This window comes from Bordetella genomosp. 13 (assembly GCF_007679965.1).
In the GTDB taxonomy this organism is placed as follows: domain Bacteria; phylum Pseudomonadota; class Gammaproteobacteria; order Burkholderiales; family Burkholderiaceae_B; genus Bordetella.
The window spans coordinates 12,640-29,388 of sequence record NZ_VEHL01000012.1; the positions used below are offsets into that span (position 1 = coordinate 12,640).

General features: G+C 69.3%; 17 protein-coding genes. 6 read left to right on the forward strand and 11 right to left on the reverse strand.

Going from position 1 to position 16,749, the window contains the following annotated elements; all coding sequences use genetic code 11:
* Positions 1–38: 38 nt before the first annotated feature.
* Genes FS845_RS24020 through FS845_RS24050 form a run of 7 tightly spaced genes read right to left on the reverse strand, consistent with a single transcriptional unit; the run spans position 39 to position 6,494 of the window.
* A complete protein-coding gene (locus FS845_RS24020; RefSeq protein ID WP_144640310.1) occupies positions 39–767 on the reverse strand; it encodes an amino acid ABC transporter ATP-binding protein in 729 nt (242 codons plus the stop codon).
* 13 nt (positions 768–780) lie between these two features.
* Entirely contained in the window at positions 781–1,473 is a 693-nt protein-coding gene (locus FS845_RS24025; RefSeq protein WP_144640313.1) for an amino acid ABC transporter permease, read from the reverse strand.
* 3 nt (positions 1,474–1,476) lie between these two features.
* Positions 1,477–2,172, reverse strand: a complete 696-nt coding sequence (locus FS845_RS24030; protein ID WP_144640315.1) for an amino acid ABC transporter permease — start codon at positions 2,170–2,172, stop codon at positions 1,477–1,479.
* Positions 2,173–2,211: 39 nt separating this feature from the next.
* A complete protein-coding gene (locus FS845_RS24035) occupies positions 2,212–3,030 on the reverse strand; it encodes a transporter substrate-binding domain-containing protein (RefSeq protein ID WP_144640318.1) in 819 nt (272 codons plus the stop codon).
* 60 nt (positions 3,031–3,090) lie between these two features.
* A complete protein-coding gene (locus FS845_RS24040; RefSeq protein WP_144640321.1) occupies positions 3,091–4,662 on the reverse strand; it encodes a rhodanese-like domain-containing protein in 1,572 nt (523 codons plus the stop codon).
* Positions 4,663–4,710: 48 nt separating this feature from the next.
* A complete protein-coding gene (locus tag FS845_RS24045; protein ID WP_144640767.1) occupies positions 4,711–5,895 on the reverse strand; it encodes a trans-sulfuration enzyme family protein in 1,185 nt (394 codons plus the stop codon).
* Positions 5,896–5,903: 8 nt separating this feature from the next.
* Positions 5,904–6,494: a cysteine dioxygenase family protein gene (locus tag FS845_RS24050; RefSeq protein ID WP_313960327.1), complete on the reverse strand. Its 591-nt coding sequence runs from the start codon at positions 6,492–6,494 to the stop codon at positions 5,904–5,906.
* A gap of 400 nt (positions 6,495–6,894) precedes the next feature.
* Here FS845_RS24050 and glyA point away from each other — a divergent pair, with 400 nt between their 5' ends.
* Positions 6,895–8,142, forward strand: coding sequence for a serine hydroxymethyltransferase (gene glyA / locus FS845_RS24055; RefSeq protein ID WP_144640324.1), 1,248 nt, complete (start codon positions 6,895–6,897; stop codon positions 8,140–8,142).
* 152 nt (positions 8,143–8,294) lie between these two features.
* Positions 8,295–8,774, forward strand: a complete 480-nt coding sequence (nrdR, locus tag FS845_RS24060) for a transcriptional regulator NrdR (protein WP_144640327.1) — start codon at positions 8,295–8,297, stop codon at positions 8,772–8,774.
* Between the two features lie 31 nt (positions 8,775–8,805).
* Here the strand turns inward: nrdR and FS845_RS24065 are convergent, their stop codons facing one another.
* On the reverse strand, positions 8,806–9,264 hold the full coding sequence (locus FS845_RS24065) for a MarR family winged helix-turn-helix transcriptional regulator (protein ID WP_260986429.1): 459 nt from the start codon (positions 9,262–9,264) through the stop codon (positions 8,806–8,808).
* An 82-nt stretch (positions 9,265–9,346) separates the two neighbouring features.
* On the opposite strand from FS845_RS24065, the gene FS845_RS24070 reads away from it, so the two are divergent.
* Both FS845_RS24070 and FS845_RS24075 read left to right on the forward strand, forming a co-directional pair.
* Positions 9,347–11,128 carry a chloride channel protein gene (locus tag FS845_RS24070; RefSeq protein ID WP_144640330.1) on the forward strand — a complete coding sequence of 594 codons (1,782 nt, stop codon included), beginning with the start codon at positions 9,347–9,349 and terminating at the stop codon, positions 11,126–11,128.
* Positions 11,129–11,294: 166 nt separating this feature from the next.
* Entirely contained in the window at positions 11,295–12,401 is a 1,107-nt protein-coding gene (locus FS845_RS24075; RefSeq protein ID WP_260986439.1) for a D-alanyl-D-alanine carboxypeptidase family protein, read from the forward strand.
* 65 nt (positions 12,402–12,466) lie between these two features.
* Here the strand turns inward: FS845_RS24075 and FS845_RS24080 are convergent, their stop codons facing one another.
* Both FS845_RS24080 and FS845_RS24085 read right to left on the reverse strand, forming a co-directional pair.
* Positions 12,467–13,426, reverse strand: a complete 960-nt coding sequence (locus FS845_RS24080; protein ID WP_144640336.1) for a GlxA family transcriptional regulator — start codon at positions 13,424–13,426, stop codon at positions 12,467–12,469.
* 7 nt (positions 13,427–13,433) lie between these two features.
* Positions 13,434–13,994 (reverse strand): cysteine hydrolase family protein, encoded by a 561-nt coding sequence (locus FS845_RS24085; RefSeq protein ID WP_144640339.1) that lies wholly within the window; start codon positions 13,992–13,994, stop codon positions 13,434–13,436.
* Between the two features lie 174 nt (positions 13,995–14,168).
* On the opposite strand from FS845_RS24085, the gene ribD reads away from it, so the two are divergent.
* Together ribD and FS845_RS24095 are read left to right on the forward strand one after the other, a co-directional pair.
* Entirely contained in the window at positions 14,169–15,320 is a 1,152-nt protein-coding gene (gene ribD / locus FS845_RS24090) for a bifunctional diaminohydroxyphosphoribosylaminopyrimidine deaminase/5-amino-6-(5-phosphoribosylamino)uracil reductase RibD (RefSeq protein ID WP_409929333.1), read from the forward strand.
* A 31-nt stretch (positions 15,321–15,351) separates the two neighbouring features.
* Entirely contained in the window at positions 15,352–15,984 is a 633-nt protein-coding gene (locus tag FS845_RS24095; RefSeq protein ID WP_144640342.1) for a riboflavin synthase, read from the forward strand.
* Positions 15,985–16,041: 57 nt separating this feature from the next.
* On the opposite strand, the gene FS845_RS24100 is transcribed toward FS845_RS24095, so the two are convergent.
* Positions 16,042–16,674: a FadR/GntR family transcriptional regulator gene (locus tag FS845_RS24100; protein ID WP_409929337.1), complete on the reverse strand. Its 633-nt coding sequence runs from the start codon at positions 16,672–16,674 to the stop codon at positions 16,042–16,044.
* Positions 16,675–16,749: the final 75 nt, after the last annotated feature.

Below are 16,749 nucleotides of genomic sequence, written 5' to 3' on the forward strand. Positions count from 1 at the left end.
ATAGGCGGGGGGGGCGCTTGCCCCGGGCCGTAGCCCCTTCAATGCCGCCGCACGTCCTCCAGGAACCTGCACGCCCGGGGATGGCGCGGCGCGGTGAAGAAGGCGTCGGGCGTGGTGTCCTCGAGGATGCTGCCCGCGTCCATGAACCAGATGCGGTCGGCTACCTCGCGCGCGAAATCCATCTCGTGCGTGACCACGATCATCGTCATGCCCTCGGAGGCCAGCTGCTTCATCACCGCCAGCACCTCCGATACCATCTCCGGGTCCAGCGCGCTGGTGGGCTCGTCGAACAGGATCACCGGCGGACGCTGCGCCAGCGCGCGGGCGATGGCCACGCGCTGCTGCTGGCCGCCCGACAGGTTGATGGGCATGGCGTCGATCTTGTGCGCCAGGCCCACCTTGGCCAGCAGCTGCTCGGCCAGCTGGTTCGCCTCGTCGGCGCACAGGCCGAACACCTTGCGCGCGGACAGCGTCACGTTCTCGCGCACCGAGTAATGCGGGAACAGGTTGAACTGCTGGAACACGAAGCCGATCGACGCGCGCAGCCTGTTCAGGTCGCGTCCGGGGTCGTAGATGCTGGCGCCGTCGATGGTGATGTCGCCCTTCTGGATCGTCTCCAGGCGGTTCAGCGTGCGGATCATGGTGCTCTTGCCCGAGCCGGACGGGCCGCACACCACCAGCACCTCGCCCTTCTCGATGCGTCCGCTGACGTCGTTCAGCGCGTGGTAGTCGCCGTACCACTTGTTGACGTTGTTCATTTCTATCATGGCGGTATTCTCCTTACGCCAGCCCGAGCCGGCGTTTCTGGATGCGGACCTCGACGCGACGCGCCAGGCGCGACAGCGCCCCGCAGATCACGAAATAGAAGCCCGCCAGGATGAGATAGGTCCGCAGCGCCGAGGTGAGCTCGATGCTGTTGACCTGCTGGCCCACGAAGGTCACTTCCTCCACGCCGATGATGTAGACGATGGACGTGGCCTTGATGGTGGACACGAACTGGCTGACCAGCGACGGGATCATGTTCACCAGCGCCTGCGGCAGGATCACGTAGCGCATGCTCTGCCAATACGACAGGCCCATCGACCGCGCCGCCTCGGTCTGGCCGCGCGGCAGGCCCTGCAGGCCGGCGCGCACGATCTCGGCCAGGAAGGCGCTTTCGTACAGCACGATCGCCACCAGCGCCGTCTTGAAGGCGGAGATCGACATGCCCGTGACCAGCGGCACGGCGAAGTACGCCCAGAAGATGATCATAATCAGCGGCACGCCGCGAAACGCCGTCACCCAGCAGATGGCCAGGATACGCAGTGAGCGGAACTGGCCCGCCCGCGCGAAGCCCAGCAGCACGGCGATCGGAAACGCCAGCGCCAGTCCCAGCGCGGCCAGCAGCAGGGTGGCCGCGAAGCCGCCCAGCGGGCCCTGGGGCCACGAGCCCACCAGGAACATGACGCCGTACTTTTGCAGGATCTCCAGCATGGCTTACCCCTTGTACGCCGACGGAAAGGCCCGTTCGATGCGGCTGCCGGCCAGCATGATCACCAGCGAGCACAGCAGGTAGATCAGCGTGGTGACGGCGAAGACGTCGAAGGTGCGGAAGGTCAGGTTGTCGATGTTCTTGGCCTGGTAGGTCAGCTCCGTCACGCCGATCACCATGGCCAGGCTGGTGTCCTTGAACAGGATCAGCGAGCGGTTGACCAGCGGCGGCACGGCGATCCGCAGCGCCTGCGGCAGGATCACGTAGCGCATGGCCTGCAGGAAGCCCAGGCCGATCGAGCGCCCCGCCTCGACCTGCGCGGAGGGAATCGCCTTCAGGCCCGAGCGCAGGTCCTCCGACAGGTAGGCGCTGACGTTCAGCGACAGGGCGACCACGGCGAACAGGATCTCGGTGTTGCCCGAGTTCACGTAGGCCTTCAACCCGGCCGGCAGCACCTGGGGCATGCCGAAGTACCACACCATGATCTGCACCACGGTCGGCACGTTGCGGTGGTACTCGACGAACAGCGACATCGCCGCGTCCAGCGGCTTGAAGGGAATGGCGCGCAGCAGCACGATGGCCAGCGCCACCGCCATGCCCAGCAGCCAGGCCAGCACGAACAGCAGCAGGGTGGTGCGCAGGCCGTCCAGCAACAGCGTGCCGTACTGCCCGTGCAGCAGGAATGAGATATCCAAGTCCATAAGCGGCCGCGGCGGCGCTCGCGCGCCGCCGCGTCATCCTCAGTTTGCCTGCGCCACCGGTTCGACCTTGAACTGGCGAGTCAGCTTGTAGATGGAGTCCTTGCCCAGCCATTTGGCGTAGATGGCATCCAGCTGGCCGTCCTTGTCCATCTTCGCGATGACCTTGTCGATGGCGGCCAGCAGCTCGGTGTTGCCCTTGGCGACCACCACGCCGATCCGTTCGGTGAACAGCGGCTCGTCGACCAGCACGGCGGCCGAGCCCGACTTGGCGGATTCGATCTCGAAGCGCTTGAGCGTCAGTTCGCCCGCCGAGATGCCGTCCACCTTGCCGTTCTGCAGGCCCAGGTAGCACGTGGCCAGGTCCTGGTACGTGACGATCTGCGACTTGGCCAGCACGCGCGTGGCCAGCGCGGCCGAGGATGACCCCTTGCTGGCGCAGATCCGCTTGCCTTCCAGCCTGGACAGCGAATCGATCCTGTCGTCGCGGCGCACCAGCACCTTGATGCTGCCCTGCAGGTACTGCACGCTGTAGTCGACCTGCGTGGCGCGCTCCGGCAGATAGGCCATGGAGCCGGCCACCACGTCCACGCGGCCCATCTTCAGTTCGGGGATGCGGGCCTCGGTGGACAGCGGCTTGTGTTCCAGCTCCACGCCCAGGCCGCGGGCCAGCGCCTGGCACACGTCCACGTCGTAGCCGATGAACTTGCGTGTGGCCGGGTCCTGGAAGGCGTACGGTTCGCTGGCGCTCTGCGTGCCGCAGATCAGCTTCCTGCTGCCTTCGACCTCCTTCAGGTCGCGCGCCTGGGCAGTCGACGACAAGGCGAGCAGCGTCACGGCGATTGCGAGGAACGGCTTCATGGTTTTCTCCTTGGAATGTTGGAGGGCACGAGGCGGCGGGGGCACCCGCCGCCGTGCCCGTCAGGGGGTGAAGCGGTACGAGGCGCGTTCGCGCTCGTCGATCTGGGTGACCAGGTTGGTCTCCCACTCCAGGTACTTGATCGCCGCGGCCTTGTTGCCGCTGTGGCGGTCGTGCACGAAGAACAGGAAGTCGATGCAGTCCGCGTCCGGCGGCACGTCGGGCGTGGACTCGCGCGGCAGGCCGGCCGCGTCCCACTGCGCGGGGCCGTCGACGAGCAGCAGCGGCGCGCTGCCCGCGGGCAGGTCGCGGGCATACAGCTCGGCCACGCGGGCGTCGTCGGCCACCAGCACCACGGCGCGGCCGGCGGGCGAGGCGGCCTTGCCGCGGATGCTCCATTGCGCGCCGGCGATGTGCTCCCTGCGATAGGCCATGCTGGGCCGCACGTCGATGAACAGCGCGCCGTCGTCGCGCAGCGCGCGCGCGCGATCGCTGTCGATGCGCGCCAGCGTGGCCGGCACGGGGACGAGGGGGGCGGGCGCGGCGTCCAGCGCGGCGTCTTCCAGCACGTAGACCTCCCAGCCGAGCTGGCGCATCCAGGTGGCCACGGTCGGGGCGCGCACGCCCTCGCCATCCACCAGCACCAGCCGCGCGCCGCGCGTGCCGACGTATTGGTCCGTGGCCTGTATCAGCTGGCCGCCGGGGGCGTGCGCCGCGCCCGCATGCGTGCCGGCGCGGTATTCCTCGGGCGTACGCACGTCGAACACGTAGGTGGTGCGCGCCGCGTCGGCCTGCAGGGCATGCAGCCGCGACGCCGCGATCGTCTCGATGCGGAAGCGCGCGGCCAGGGCCCGGGCGCGGTCGCGGGCCTTGCGCAGCGACTGCGGCTGCGTCCGCAGCGCGTGGCGGCGGGCCTGGCCATGGTCCAGCGCGTAGTCCTTCAGGTACCAGCCCTGGGTGCCGTTCTCCAACGCGTAGACGGGATTCTTCACGCCCAGGTTGATCAGCGTCTGCGCGCCGATGATGCTGCGGGTGCGGCCCGCGCAATTGATGACGATGGTGGTCGATTCGTCGGGCACCAGGTCGTCCACGCGCAGCGCCAGCTCGCCGTTGGGGCAGCAGGTGGCCGTGGGGATGCTCATCTTCTGGTATTCGGTGTACGGCCGGCCGTCCAGCACGATCAGGTTCTCGCCCGCCTGGATGCGGCGGTTCAGTTCGTCCGCGGTCATGGCGGGCGTGTGCAGTTCATGCTCGGCCAGTTCGCCGAAGGTCTTGCTGGGCAGGTTCACGCCCGCGAACAGCTGGTAGCCCGCGGCGCGCCAGGCGGGCACGCCGCCGTCCAGCACGCTGACGTCGTCATAGCCCTGCGCGCGCAGCGCGCTGGCGGCCTTGCCGGCCACGCCGTCGCCATCGTCGTACACGACGACGCGCGTCGTCCTGCGCGGCACCAGGCGCGCGGCCTCGAATTCCAGCTGGCTGTATGGCGCGTTGACGGCATAGAACAGGTGCGATTCGCCGTACTGGCCGTGCTCGCGCACGTCCAGCAGGGCGATCTCCCGGCCGTCGTGCAGCCAGGACTTGAGCGTGTCTGGGCGCGTGTCTGCGCCTTCGCGGGCGCGAATGGTCTGAGTCATTGCTTGGGTGGTACCGAAGTGGGCGCGCCGGATCCCCGGCGCGCGGGACTAGGAAAGGTGGGCGTCGAAGGCCTGCCGCAGGTCCGCGATCAGGTCGGCCGGGTCTTCCAGGCCGATGTGGAAACGGCACATGGGCCCGCGTCCTTCCCACGACGACAGGCTGCGCGCCGAGGGCATGTTCATGGGCACGACCAGGCTTTCGTAGCCACCCCACGATGCCCCGATGCCGAAGTACCGCAGCGCGTCGATCATGGATTCCATCCGCGCGGGCGTGATCGACGGGGCGAACTCCACCGACACCAGGCCGTTGCTGCCGGCGAAGTCGCGCGCGTAGATCTCGCGCTGCGCGCCCTCGGCCCGTTCCGCGCTGAACACGCGGGCGATGCGCGGATCCTGCGCCAGCCATTGCGCCACGGCGCGCATGTGCTCCTGGTGTGCGCGCAGCCGCACATGCAGCGTGCGCATGCCGCGCAGCATCAGGAAGGCGTCGTCCGCGCCGACCGTCTGGCCGTAGTTGACCTGGGCGGTCTCCATGGGCTGCCACGCATCCTGCGTGGTGACCACGGTGCCCATCATCACGTCGGCGTGGCCGCTGAGATACTTGGTGGCGGCCATGATGGAGATGTCCGCGCCCAGCGCCAGCGGCCGGTGCAGGATGCCCGAGCCCCAGGTGTTGTCCACCGCCAGCAGGCAGCCGTGCTTGCGCGCCAGCGCCGACGCCGCGCGCAGGTCCATCAGCTCGTAGATCAGCGAGCTGGGGTTCTCGGCGTAGATCATGGCCGTATTCGGCTGAATCTTCCGGGCGAGGTCCGAACCGTCCGGCTTGTAGAAACTGTGCGTGATGCCCAGGCGCGACAGGCTCTGCGCGCACAGCGCGCGCGCCGGTTCGTAGACCCCGTCGGTGATCAGCACGTGATCGCCCGACTTCAGGTAGGCCAGGAACACCATCGCGATGGCGGCCAGCCCCGTCGGAAACACCTTGGCGCGGTAGCCGCCTTCCAGCAGCACCAGCGCGTCTTCCAGGGCGTACGTGCTGTCGGTGCCGCGCGCGCCGTACGAGGCCACGCGTTCCTGGACACGGCGCTGGCGCGTCTCGCGCCATTGCGCCACGCTGTCGAACACATAGGTGCTGGCGCGCGTGACGGGCGTGTTCACCCATCCCTGGCGCGGTCGTCCCGCGTGCAGCAGGGCGGTCGGGAAGGCGCTGTCGGGCGCGTGCATGTCCTTGGGCATCGCGCGGCTCACTTGCGGGTCTGCACGCCGATGCCCATCACCTGACAGGTGCCCTTGTCCATGTCGAAGGACGTGCGGCGATCCAGCGTCTCCAGCGCGCGGCCGTACATGTGCAGGTGGCGGATCACGTCCTGGCCTTCGATGTGCACGGCGTGGATGTCGTCGGGCATCAGTGCGATGCCGGTGCCGGGCTCGACCACCACGGTGCCGCTCTTCTCGATGCGGGCCTGGCCGGGCACGCTGCCGTCGTCCTTGCGGTCGTACGTGTAGTTCAGTTCCACGCCTTCGACGGCGGCGATGCAGGCCCAGGTGGTGTGGTCGTGCGGCACGATCTTCTTGCCGGGCCGCATCACGTTCAGGTATAGCGCATACGACTTGTCGTCGTCTTCCTGGATCAGGTAGCGGGCCTGCAGCTCGCCCTGCTCGGGCGCGGGATAGCGCTCGGCGTTCCACCAATCCTTGTGCGAGGCCAGGCCCACCAGCTTGTCCAGGGTCTTGGCCAGCGTGGCGCGGTTCTCGCCTTCGCTGTCGAACAGCGCCTTGATTTCGGAGAGGGTGGCGCGGATCTGCGCGGAACCGGGGTTGGCTTGCTGCGACATCTGGAAAGCTCCTTGCGGGATGAGGGAATGGCTCGACAGGGCTTCACAGTAAAGAGCGAAGCGGGCGAGTTCCAATTAATGTTGCATGGTGATGTATAAGCGCTGCTAATGAATTGGCGGCTTTCATAGGAGGCCCGCGGGTTCGCCGGGCCCGTCGCGGCGGCCCGTCTCAGGGAAAATCCCAGGCCGTCGGGACGCGGATCCGGGCCCGATTCGCGGTTGTATGAACCCGATTCAAGCCGGATATGAACCCGCCTCGCGCAATGGTGCCAATCGCGCAACGATCCCGGGCAAAGCGGGTGCGGGGGCAGGGTTTTCGAGCAGATCCCGTCCGGGGGCGCGTTAAACTAACCGTCATCCGAGCGTCACCGGCATTCTTTTACCCATCCAGGAACCCTCCATGTTCGACCGCAACCTCAGCCTCTCCCAGGTAGATCCCGACGTCTGGGCCGCCATCCAGAAGGAAGACGTCCGCCAGGAACAGCACATCGAGCTGATCGCCTCCGAGAACTACGCCAGCCCGGCCGTCATGCAGGCCCAGGGCACGCAGCTGACCAACAAGTACGCCGAAGGCTATCCGGGCAAGCGCTACTACGGCGGCTGCGAGTACGTGGACGTGGTCGAACAGCTGGCCATCGACCGCCTGAAGGAACTGTTCGGCGCCGAGGCCGCCAACGTGCAGCCCAACTCGGGTTCGCAGGCCAACCAGGGCGTGTACAACGCCATCCTCAAGCCGGGCGACACAGTGCTGGGCATGAGCCTGGCCGAAGGCGGCCACCTGACGCACGGCGCGTCGGTCAACCAGTCGGGCAAGCTGTACAACTTCCTGCCCTACGGCCTGGACGAGAACGAGGTGCTGGACTACGCGCAGGTCGAGCAGCTGGCCCGCGAGCACAAGCCCAAGCTGATCGTGGCCGGTGCGTCCGCCTACGCCCTGCACATCGATTTCGAGCGCATGGGCCGCATCGCCCGCGAGAACGGCGCGCTGTTCATGGTCGACATCGCCCACTACGCGGGCCTGGTGGCCGGCGGCCACTACCCCAATCCGGTGCCGCACGCCGACTTCGTCACGTCCACCACGCACAAGTCGCTGCGCGGCCCGCGCGGCGGCGTCATCATGATGAAGGCCGAGTACGAGAAGGCCGTCAATTCGGCCATCTTCCCGGGCATCCAGGGCGGTCCGCTGATGCACGTCATCGCGGCCAAGGCCGTGGCCTTCAAGGAAGCGCTGTCGCCCGAGTTCAAGGGCTACGCCCAGCAGGTGGTCAAGAACGCCCAGGTGCTGGCCGACACGCTGATCAAGCGCGGCCTGCGCATCGTGTCCGGCCGTACCGAGAGCCACGTCATGCTGGTCGACCTGCGTCCCAAGGGCATCACCGGCAAGGAAGCCGAGGCGGTGCTGGGCCAGGCCCACATCACGGTCAACAAGAACGCCATCCCGAACGACCCCGAGAAGCCCTTCGTCACCAGCGGCATCCGCGTCGGCACGCCGGCCATGACCACCCGCGGCTTCAAGGAAGCCGAGGCCGAACTCACCGGCAACCTGATCGCCGACGTGCTGGACAACCCTCGCGACGAAGCGAACATCGCCGCCGTGCGCGCCCGCGTCAACGAGCTGACCAAGCGCCTGCCCGTCTACGGCAGCTGAGCCAGCGGCGGCGGCCGCCATGGCCGCCTGCCGATGCGCCGCCGCCGGTTCGGCCAGGCCCCGTGCGGGCCGGGCGGGACCGGCGGCGTTTTGTATGCCGCCGGGCTCCCGTCCCCATTACAATATCGGCATCACTGCCCACGGGAGTCCGCATGAGATGCCCTTTCTGCGGCAACGCCGATACTCAGGTGGTCGACAGCCGGGTCTCGGAAGAAGGCGACACCATCCGCCGCCGTCGTCGCTGCCTGTCCTGTGACAAACGCTTCACCACGTACGAGCGCGTCGAGCTGGCCATGCCGTCGGTGGTCAAGCGCAACGGCAGCCGTACCGACTACGACGCCGCCAAGCTGCGCAGCAGCCTGTCGCTGGCGCTGCGCAAGCGTCCCGTCAGCACCGCCGAGGTCGACGGCGCCGTGGCGCGCATCGAAGACATCCTGCTGGCCAGCGGCATGCGCGAAGTGCCCAGCGAGCGCATCGGCGAGCTGGTCATGGCCGAACTGAAGAAGCTGGACAAGGTCGCCTACGTGCGTTTCGCGTCCGTCTACAAGAGCTTCGAGGACATCGGCGAATTCGTCGAGGCCATCCGCGAGATGCAGGGCCCGAAGCTGCCGAACAAGCTGCGCAAGGGCTAGGGCGCAGCGGGCCTGGCCGGCGGCGCGCGGGTCATTCCGCGCGGCCCGTGCCCTGTCGCGGGGAGTCGTCGAAGCGGTCCAGCAGGCGCGCCAGCAGCGGCCGGATGCCGCGCAGTTCTTCCAGGTGCGCCACCGACAGGTCTTCCAGCAGGCCTTCGGCATGCGCCGTCAGCACCACCTGCACCCGCCGGCCGTCGGCCGGATCGGGCAAGCGCTGCGCCAGGTCCATGCGGACCAGCCGCGTCACCAGTTCGGCCGCCGTGTGCGGCTTGATCATCAGCCGTTCGGCGATTTCCCCGATGTACAGCCCGTCGCGTCCTGGCGTGCCCTTGATGGCCAGCAAGGCCTGGTGCTGCTGCGGCGCCAGGCCCATCTCGGCGGCCGCGCTTTCGCTGAACGAGATGAACTCGCGCAGGCCGCGCCGGAACTGCGCCAGCAGTTCGTAATCGGAGGGCGACAGGCGCGGAGAAGAATGGGGGGAAGAGGGCACCTGTCGATTCTAATATATATCGTGATACGATATATATCTTTCCGGATCGCCATTCCGGCGGCCGGGCATCGTTTCCCTCCCTATGAAATCCTCTGCTTCCGCCCTGAAGCCGCATGCACGGCTGGGCGATTTCACGGCCGACCGCCGCGTGCTGCTGCTCATGGGCCTGGCGATTCCCGTCGGCCTGGCCGGCGTGGGCGCCGCCTGGATCCTGCTGCGCCTGATCACCCTGTGCACCAACCTGGCCTATTACGGCCGCTTCTCGCTGGAAGAGCTGCCCATCGACGGCAGCCCGTGCGGCCTGTGGACCGTGCTGGTGCCGGTGGCCGGCTGCCTGATCATCGGCCTGATGGCGCGCTATGGATCCGAGAAGATCCGCGGCCACGGCATCCCCGAGGCCATGGAGGCCATCCTCATCGGCCGCAGCCGCATCCAGCCCAAGGTCGCGGTGCTCAAGCCGCTGTCCTCGGCCGTGTCCATCGGCACCGGCGGCCCGTTCGGCGCCGAGGGGCCCATCATCATGACGGGCGGGGCCATCGGTTCGCTGCTGGCCCAGCTGATCCACGTCAGCGCCGGCGAGCGCAAGGCCTTGCTGGTGGCTGGCGCCGCCGCCGGCATGACGGCCGTGTTCGCCACGCCGGTCGCCGCCACACTGCTGGCCGTCGAGCTGCTGCTGTTCGAATGGAAGCCGCGCAGCTTCCTGCCCGTGGCCGTGGCCGCGGTCACCGCGGCGGCCTGCCGGCCGCTGCTGCTGGATGGTGCGCCCATCTTCGCGTACCAGGGCATGATGGCGCTGGGCGCCGCGCACGTGCTGGGCTGCGTGGCGCTGGGCGTGTTGGCCGGCCTGGGCTCGGGCGTGCTGACCGCGATGGTCTACGCGGCCGAGGACGCGTTCGCGCGCCTGCCCATCCACTGGATGTGGTGGCCCCCGCTGGGCGGCCTGGCCATCGGCCTGGGCGGGCTGGTCGAGCCCGCCGCGCTGGGCGTGGGCTACGACAACATCCGCCACCTGCTGGCCGGCGACATGGTGCTGACCGCCGTGCTGTTGCTGCTGGTGGTCAAGGCCGCCATCTGGTCGGTGTCGCTGGGCTCGGGTACGTCGGGCGGCGTGCTGGCGCCCTTGCTGATCTTCGGCGGCGCGCTGGGCGCATTGGCCACGCCGTTGCTGCCGGCCGCCGATCCGGGCTTCTGGGCCCTGCTGGGCATGGCCGCGATGATGGGCGGCACGATGCGCGCGCCGCTGACGGCCACGTTGTTCGCGGTCGAGCTCACGGGCAACTTCGGCGTGATGCTGCCGGTGCTGGCCACCTGCATGTGCGCTTATGGCGTCACCGTGCTGCTGCTCAAGCGCTCCATCCTGACCGAGAAGATCGCGCGCCGCGGCCACCACGTATCGCGGGAGTATCATGTCGACCCGTTCGACCTGACCCGTGTCGGCAGTCTCATGACCACCGACGTCCATACCCTGCCGGACACCATGACCGTGGCGCAGGCCATCGACCATTTCACCACGCTCGAACGCCGCCACACCAGCTATCCGGTGGTCGACGCGCGGGGCGTGGTGGTGGGCGAGGTGACCCGCGCGGACAGCCTGGCGTGGACCGTCGAGGGCGTGGACGGCAACCTCGGCCTGGCCGATGCGCTGGCCGGCCGTGAACTTTTCACGGGCCATCCGGACGAACTAGCCAGCCAGCTTGCGGACCGCATGGCCTTGTCGGGCGTCGGTCGCGTGCCCATCGTGGCGCGCGAGGACGGACGGCTGCTGGGCCTGGTGGGCCGCAAGGACCTGCTGCGGCTGCGCGCGCTGCGCCTGGCCGACGAGCACGAACGCGTGGCCTACCTGCGCTGGCGCGCGAACGGTTGACGCGCCAGGCACCCCGAAGAAACGCAGCACCTACAACGATATGTCCTTCAGAAAAAGAACCGTGGCGTCGACCGGCGCCATTGCCCTCCTGGCCGCGCTGTGCGGCGCGCCCGCGCAGGCCGTCACGCCGCCTTCCGCGGCGGTGACGGCGCCGGCGCCTGCACCCATGCCTGCCGGCGGCGGCCTGCAGGCGCTTGCGCAACAGCCGCCCGCGCTCACGGCCAAGGCATGGCTGCTGCTGGACGCCACCAGCGGCCAGGTGCTGGGCGCGCAGAATGCCGACGTGCGCATCGAGCCCGCCTCGCTGACCAAGATCATGACGGCCTATCTGGTGTTCCAGGCGCTGCAGAACAAGCAGATCACGCTGGACCAGCAGGTGCTGGTGTCCGAACGCGCATGGAAGGTGGCGGCGGACAGCTCGAAAATGTTCATCGAGCCGAACACCCGCGTGTCCGTCGACGACCTGATCTCCGGCCTGCTGATCCAGTCGGGCAACGATGCCGCCATCGCCCTGGCCGAGGCTGTCGCGGGTTCGGTCGAGGCCTTCGTCACGCGCATGAACCAGCAGGCCGAGGCCCTGGGACTGCACGACACGCATTTCGCCAGTCCGCATGGCCTGCCCAGCCCGCAGACGTACACCACGGCGCGCGAGATCGGCCTGCTGGCCGCGCGCCTGCAGCGCGACTTCCCGCAATCGCGCAAGTACGACACCACGAAGCAGTTCACGTACAACAAGATCACGCAATCGAACCGCAATCGCCTGTTGTGGCTGGATCCCACCGTCGACGGCCTGAAGACGGGCCATACCAGCTCGGCGGGCTATTGCATCGTGGTCTCGGCCCAGCGGCCGGCCAGCGGGCTGCAGCGCCGCCTGATCTCGGTGGTGATCGGCACGGCGTCCGACAAGGTGCGCACGCAGGAAAGCCGTGCGCTGCTCGAATGGGGCTATCGCGCGTTCGACACCGTGCGCCTGTATGCCAAAGGCCAGTCGGCCGGCAACGCCCAGGTATGGAAGGGCGCCAGCGAGGCGGTCAAGACCGGTTTCGCCAACGACGTGTTCCTGACGGTGCCGGCCGGTTCGCGCATCGATCGGCTGGAGCAGCCCGCCGACACGCTGATCGCGCCGCTGGACCAGGGCCAGCGCGTGGGCGTGGTGCAGGTCAGCGTGGACGGCAAGCCCACGGTGCAGGTGCCGGTGGTGGCGCTGGAACCCGTGGCGCAGGCCGGCATCGCCGGACGGGCCTGGGATACGGTGAGATTGTGGCTGCGTTGATGCGGCCGATGTAAGCCCCCCGTGGGGCCCGCCGTGGCCCCGAGGGGTCCGCTTCGCCCGATGCGTTACGCCGCGCCCGCCCGCAACGTGCTGGGCGAGCCCGGCGCGTGCCGGCGCCACACGCGCCGCAGATGGTGCGCCGAGCCGAAGCCCGTGCGCTCGGCCACCCGTTCCAGGTCCAGCCGCGTCTCGCGTATCAGTTCGCTGGCCAGCGCCAGGCGGATGCGATAGACGTATTCCATGGGCGTGCAGCCCGCGTGCTCGGCGAACAGGCGGTTCAGGTGCCGGGGACTGGTGTGCGCCTGGTCGGCCAGCGTGCCGGCGGACCAGTCCGCCGCCGGCGTGCGCAGCACGGCGTCCTGCACGCGGTGCACGCCGGGATGCAGGTGGTTGCGCCCGTCCAGCCAGGGCGACAGCGCCGGATCGTTGCCGGCGCGGCGCAGGTACACCACCATGTCGCGCGCGGTGGCCGCGGCCGCCTGCGGCCCGCATTCGCGCGCCACCAGGTGCAGCGCCAGGTCGATGCCGGCGGTGATGCCGGCGCTGGTCAGCATCGGGCCGTCTTCCACGAAGATGCGGTTGTCGTGCACGCGCGCGGTGGGCGCCAGGCGCGCCAGGGCCTCCAGGCAGGCATGGTGGCTGGTGCATTCGCGGCCGTGCAGCAGCCCGGCCGAGGCCGCCACCAGCGCGCCGGCGCACACCGACATCAGCGTGAAGCCATCGGCCGGCTGGCGCTCGGCCAGCCATCGCACGACGTCCTGGATGGCGGGCGAGGGCCAGTCGGGACTGGCGCCGACCACGCCGGAAAGCACGACCAGCGCATGGGCAGGCAACTGCCGCGGCAAGGGCTCCAGGCCGCTCAGGCGCAGGCCCGCCAAGCCGCTTTCCACGTCGGGTTCCGGCCCGCAGTAGTGCACGTCGAAGCTGCCGGGCGCGAACTTGTTGGCCGCGCGAAAGGCCTCGGCCGGCCCCGCCACGTCCAGCAGCACGATGCGCGGCACCACCACGAAATAGACCGGCACCATGGACGCGTCAGGCCAGCGCGCGGTCGGCCGGCACCACGTCGGCGAAGCGGCCCTGCAGCACCAGCGCGGTGTGGTCGCGGATCTCCTGCGGCGAGTAGCTGCGGCCCGAGGCGTCCTGCATGGTGAAGGTCAGCGTGGCGTCCAGCGCGTAGCGCACCTTGTAGCCCTCGTCGGACGCGTGGCGGGCGGTGGTCTCGCAGCATTGCTCGGTGCGCAGGCCGCTGATGGTGACGGCCTCGATGCCGTGCGCTTTCAGCCAGTCGTGCAGCGTGGCGCCGGCATCGTCCAGCGCGTAAAGCGAGGAATGCACCGTCTTGTGGAACACCGCGGTGGGCGCGATGCGCAGTTCGCTCAGGGTGACGACGTGGCCGGAGGCGGGCGAGAACGGGTTGGCCGGATCGTCGCTCCTGGCCTGGTGGAACACCTGCAGCACGGCGATGCCGCGCGCGGCGGCCGCGTCGATCAGCGCCTGCTGCGCCGCGACGTAGGCCGGATATTCGGCATCGTCCCAAAAAGGACGCAGGCGGAAGGATTCCTGCGCGTCGATCACGATCAAGGCTTGTTTCATGTGGGGTCCGGTGGAAATGGTGGCGGAAAGAGCGAGAAAGGCCATTGTCCGCCTTGGCAGCATACCCGCGCGAGGTCGTGCGCGGACCGCCGCCGGACCGATCCGGACATTCCCCTGCGCCGGGGATGGGCGTGGCCGCCCGGCGCACGGGGCGGGCATACAATCGTAGGCCTCATGACCCACACCGATCCCCAAGACCCGGCCTGGATGCGGCGCGCGCTGGAGCTGGCCCGCGGCGTGCTCTACACCACCACCCCCAATCCGCGGGTGGGTTGCGTCATCGTGCGCGACGGGCAGGTGCTTGGCGAGGGCGCCACGCAACCGCCGGGCGGCCCGCATGCCGAGGTCGTTGCCTTGCGCGACGCCGCCATGCGCGGCCATGCGGTGGCCGGCGCCACGCTGTACGTCACGCTCGAACCCTGCAGCCACTACGGCCGCACGCCGCCCTGCGTGGACGCCGTGCTGGCCGCGCGGCCGGCACGGGTCGTGGTGGCCATGGGCGACCCCAATCCGCAGGTCAACGGCCGCAGCTTCGCACGGCTGCGCGAGGCCGGCATCGCGGTGCAGGTGGGCCTGTGCCTGGACGAGGCGCTCGAGCTCAATCCCGGTTTCGTGGCGCGCATGCGGCGAGGCACGCCGTGGACGTGGCTCAAGCTGGCCGCGTCGCTGGACGGCCGCAGCGCGCTGCACAACGGCATGTCGCAATGGATCACCGGGCCGGCCGCGCGCGCCGACGGCCACCATTGGCGCGCGCGCAGCTGCGTGGTGCTGACCGGCATGGGCACCGTGCTGGCCGACGATCCGCAACTGAGCGTGCGCGAGGTGGCCACCTCGCGTGCGCCGCGCAAGGCCGTGGTGGATGCGCGCTTCGCGCTGCCCGAGAACGCGCGGCTGATCGACGGCGCCGAGGTGCTGGTCTTCACCGCCCGGTCCGATCCGGCCAAGGCAGAGCGGCTGGCGCGCCGCAACGTGCGCACCATCCTGATGCCGGCCGACGCGCCGCAGCGCGTCGACCTGCCCGGCATGATGCAATGGCTGGGCGAGCACGACATCAACGAGGTGCACGTCGAGGCCGGCGCGGGCCTGTCGGGCGCGCTGCTGTCGGCCGATTGCATCGACGAGATCGTGGCCTACCTGGCGCCCATGCTGCTGGGCGACGCGGCGGGCATGGTGCGCATGCCCATGATCGACCACCTGGACGCCGCGCGCCGTTTCGAATTCACGGACATCACCCGCGTGGGCGCCGACGCGCGCCTGCGCGCCCGCGTCGCGGCGCGCTGGCAGGCCCTCAAGACCGGCCTGGCCGGCGAGGACGGCGCGGCCTGATCCCCCCATACACCCTCGAAGGAATCCCATCATGTTCACCGGTCTGGTCGCGGCGGTAGGCCGCATCGTCAATGTCGAACCCCTGCCCGGCGGCGCGCAGGCCGGCGTGCGGCTGGACATCGACGCCGCGGACCTCGATCTTGGGGACGTGGGCATCGGCGACTCCATCGCGGTGCAGGGCGCCTGCATGACCGTCATCGCGCTGCCGGCGCCGGGCCGCTTCCATGTGGACGTGTCGCAGGAAAGCCTGTCGCGCACCGTGGGCCTGCATGCGCCGGGCGAGGTCAACCTCGAGAAATCGCTGTGCGTGGGCGACCAGATCGGCGGCCACCTGGTGTCGGGCCACGTCGACGGCCTGGGCACGGTGGTGCGCTTCGCGCCGGTGGGCGAATCGCGCGAGCTGGTGATCCGCGTGCCGCGCGACCTGGCCCGCTACCTGGCGTACAAGGGATCGGTCACCGTCAACGGCATCAGCCTGACCGTGAACCGCGTGGACGACGATGCCGACGGCTGCGAGATCAGCATCAACATCATCCCGCATACGCAAGAGGTGACCACGCTGCGCAACGTGCACGCGGGCGACCAGGTCAACCTGGAGATCGACACCATCGCGCGGTACGTCGAGCGCATGCTGAGCCTGAAGGACGGCGCGCAAGGCCGTTGAGTCCGCGGAGCTCCAGCGGCTCCCGTGGCGCGGCGGGTCCGGCCCATCGGGCCGGCGTCATTCCCCGAACAGGTTGCGCCGGATCTGTTCCAGGTGCTCGATCAGCAGCCCCGACGCCTTCGCGGTATCGCGGTCGCGCAGCGCCGCCACGATCGCGCGATGCTGGCGCTCGTATTCCGAGCGGCGCTGCGGCGTCAGCGAGTTGCGCTTCAGGCGGCCCCATTCGCCCTGTTCGCGCGCACGGTTCGTCAGCTCCAGTATCTGCAGGAAGAAGGCATTGTGGGTGGCCACCGCGAACGCGCGATGCAGCGCGCCGTCCCAGTGCTCGAATTCCTCGATGCTTTGCGCCGCCTCGGCCTGGTCGTTGCAACGGTCCATCGCCGCGAAGTCGGCCGCCGTGGCATTGCGCGCGATCATCGCCGGCATCAGCGGCTCGATCAGCCGGCGCGCCTCCATCAGTTCCGCCGGACTGATCGCCGCCTCGAGCACGGCCGCGCGCGACGGCGTGCGGCTCAGCGCCTCCACCTCGTCCGACACGAAGGTGCCGCTGCCCACCGCCTGCGTGATCAGGCCGCGTTCGCGGAACTCCGACAGCACCCGCCGCACCGCCCCTCGCGAGGCGCCGAAGCGCAGGCTCAGCTCGCGCTCCGGCGGCAGCTTCACGCCCGCCCGCAGCCGCCCGTTGACCATCTCGTCGTACAGGTAACGCGACAGCGCCTTGGCGCCCTCGGCGCGCGCGGCTCGGCCGACCGACGGCTCGACGAC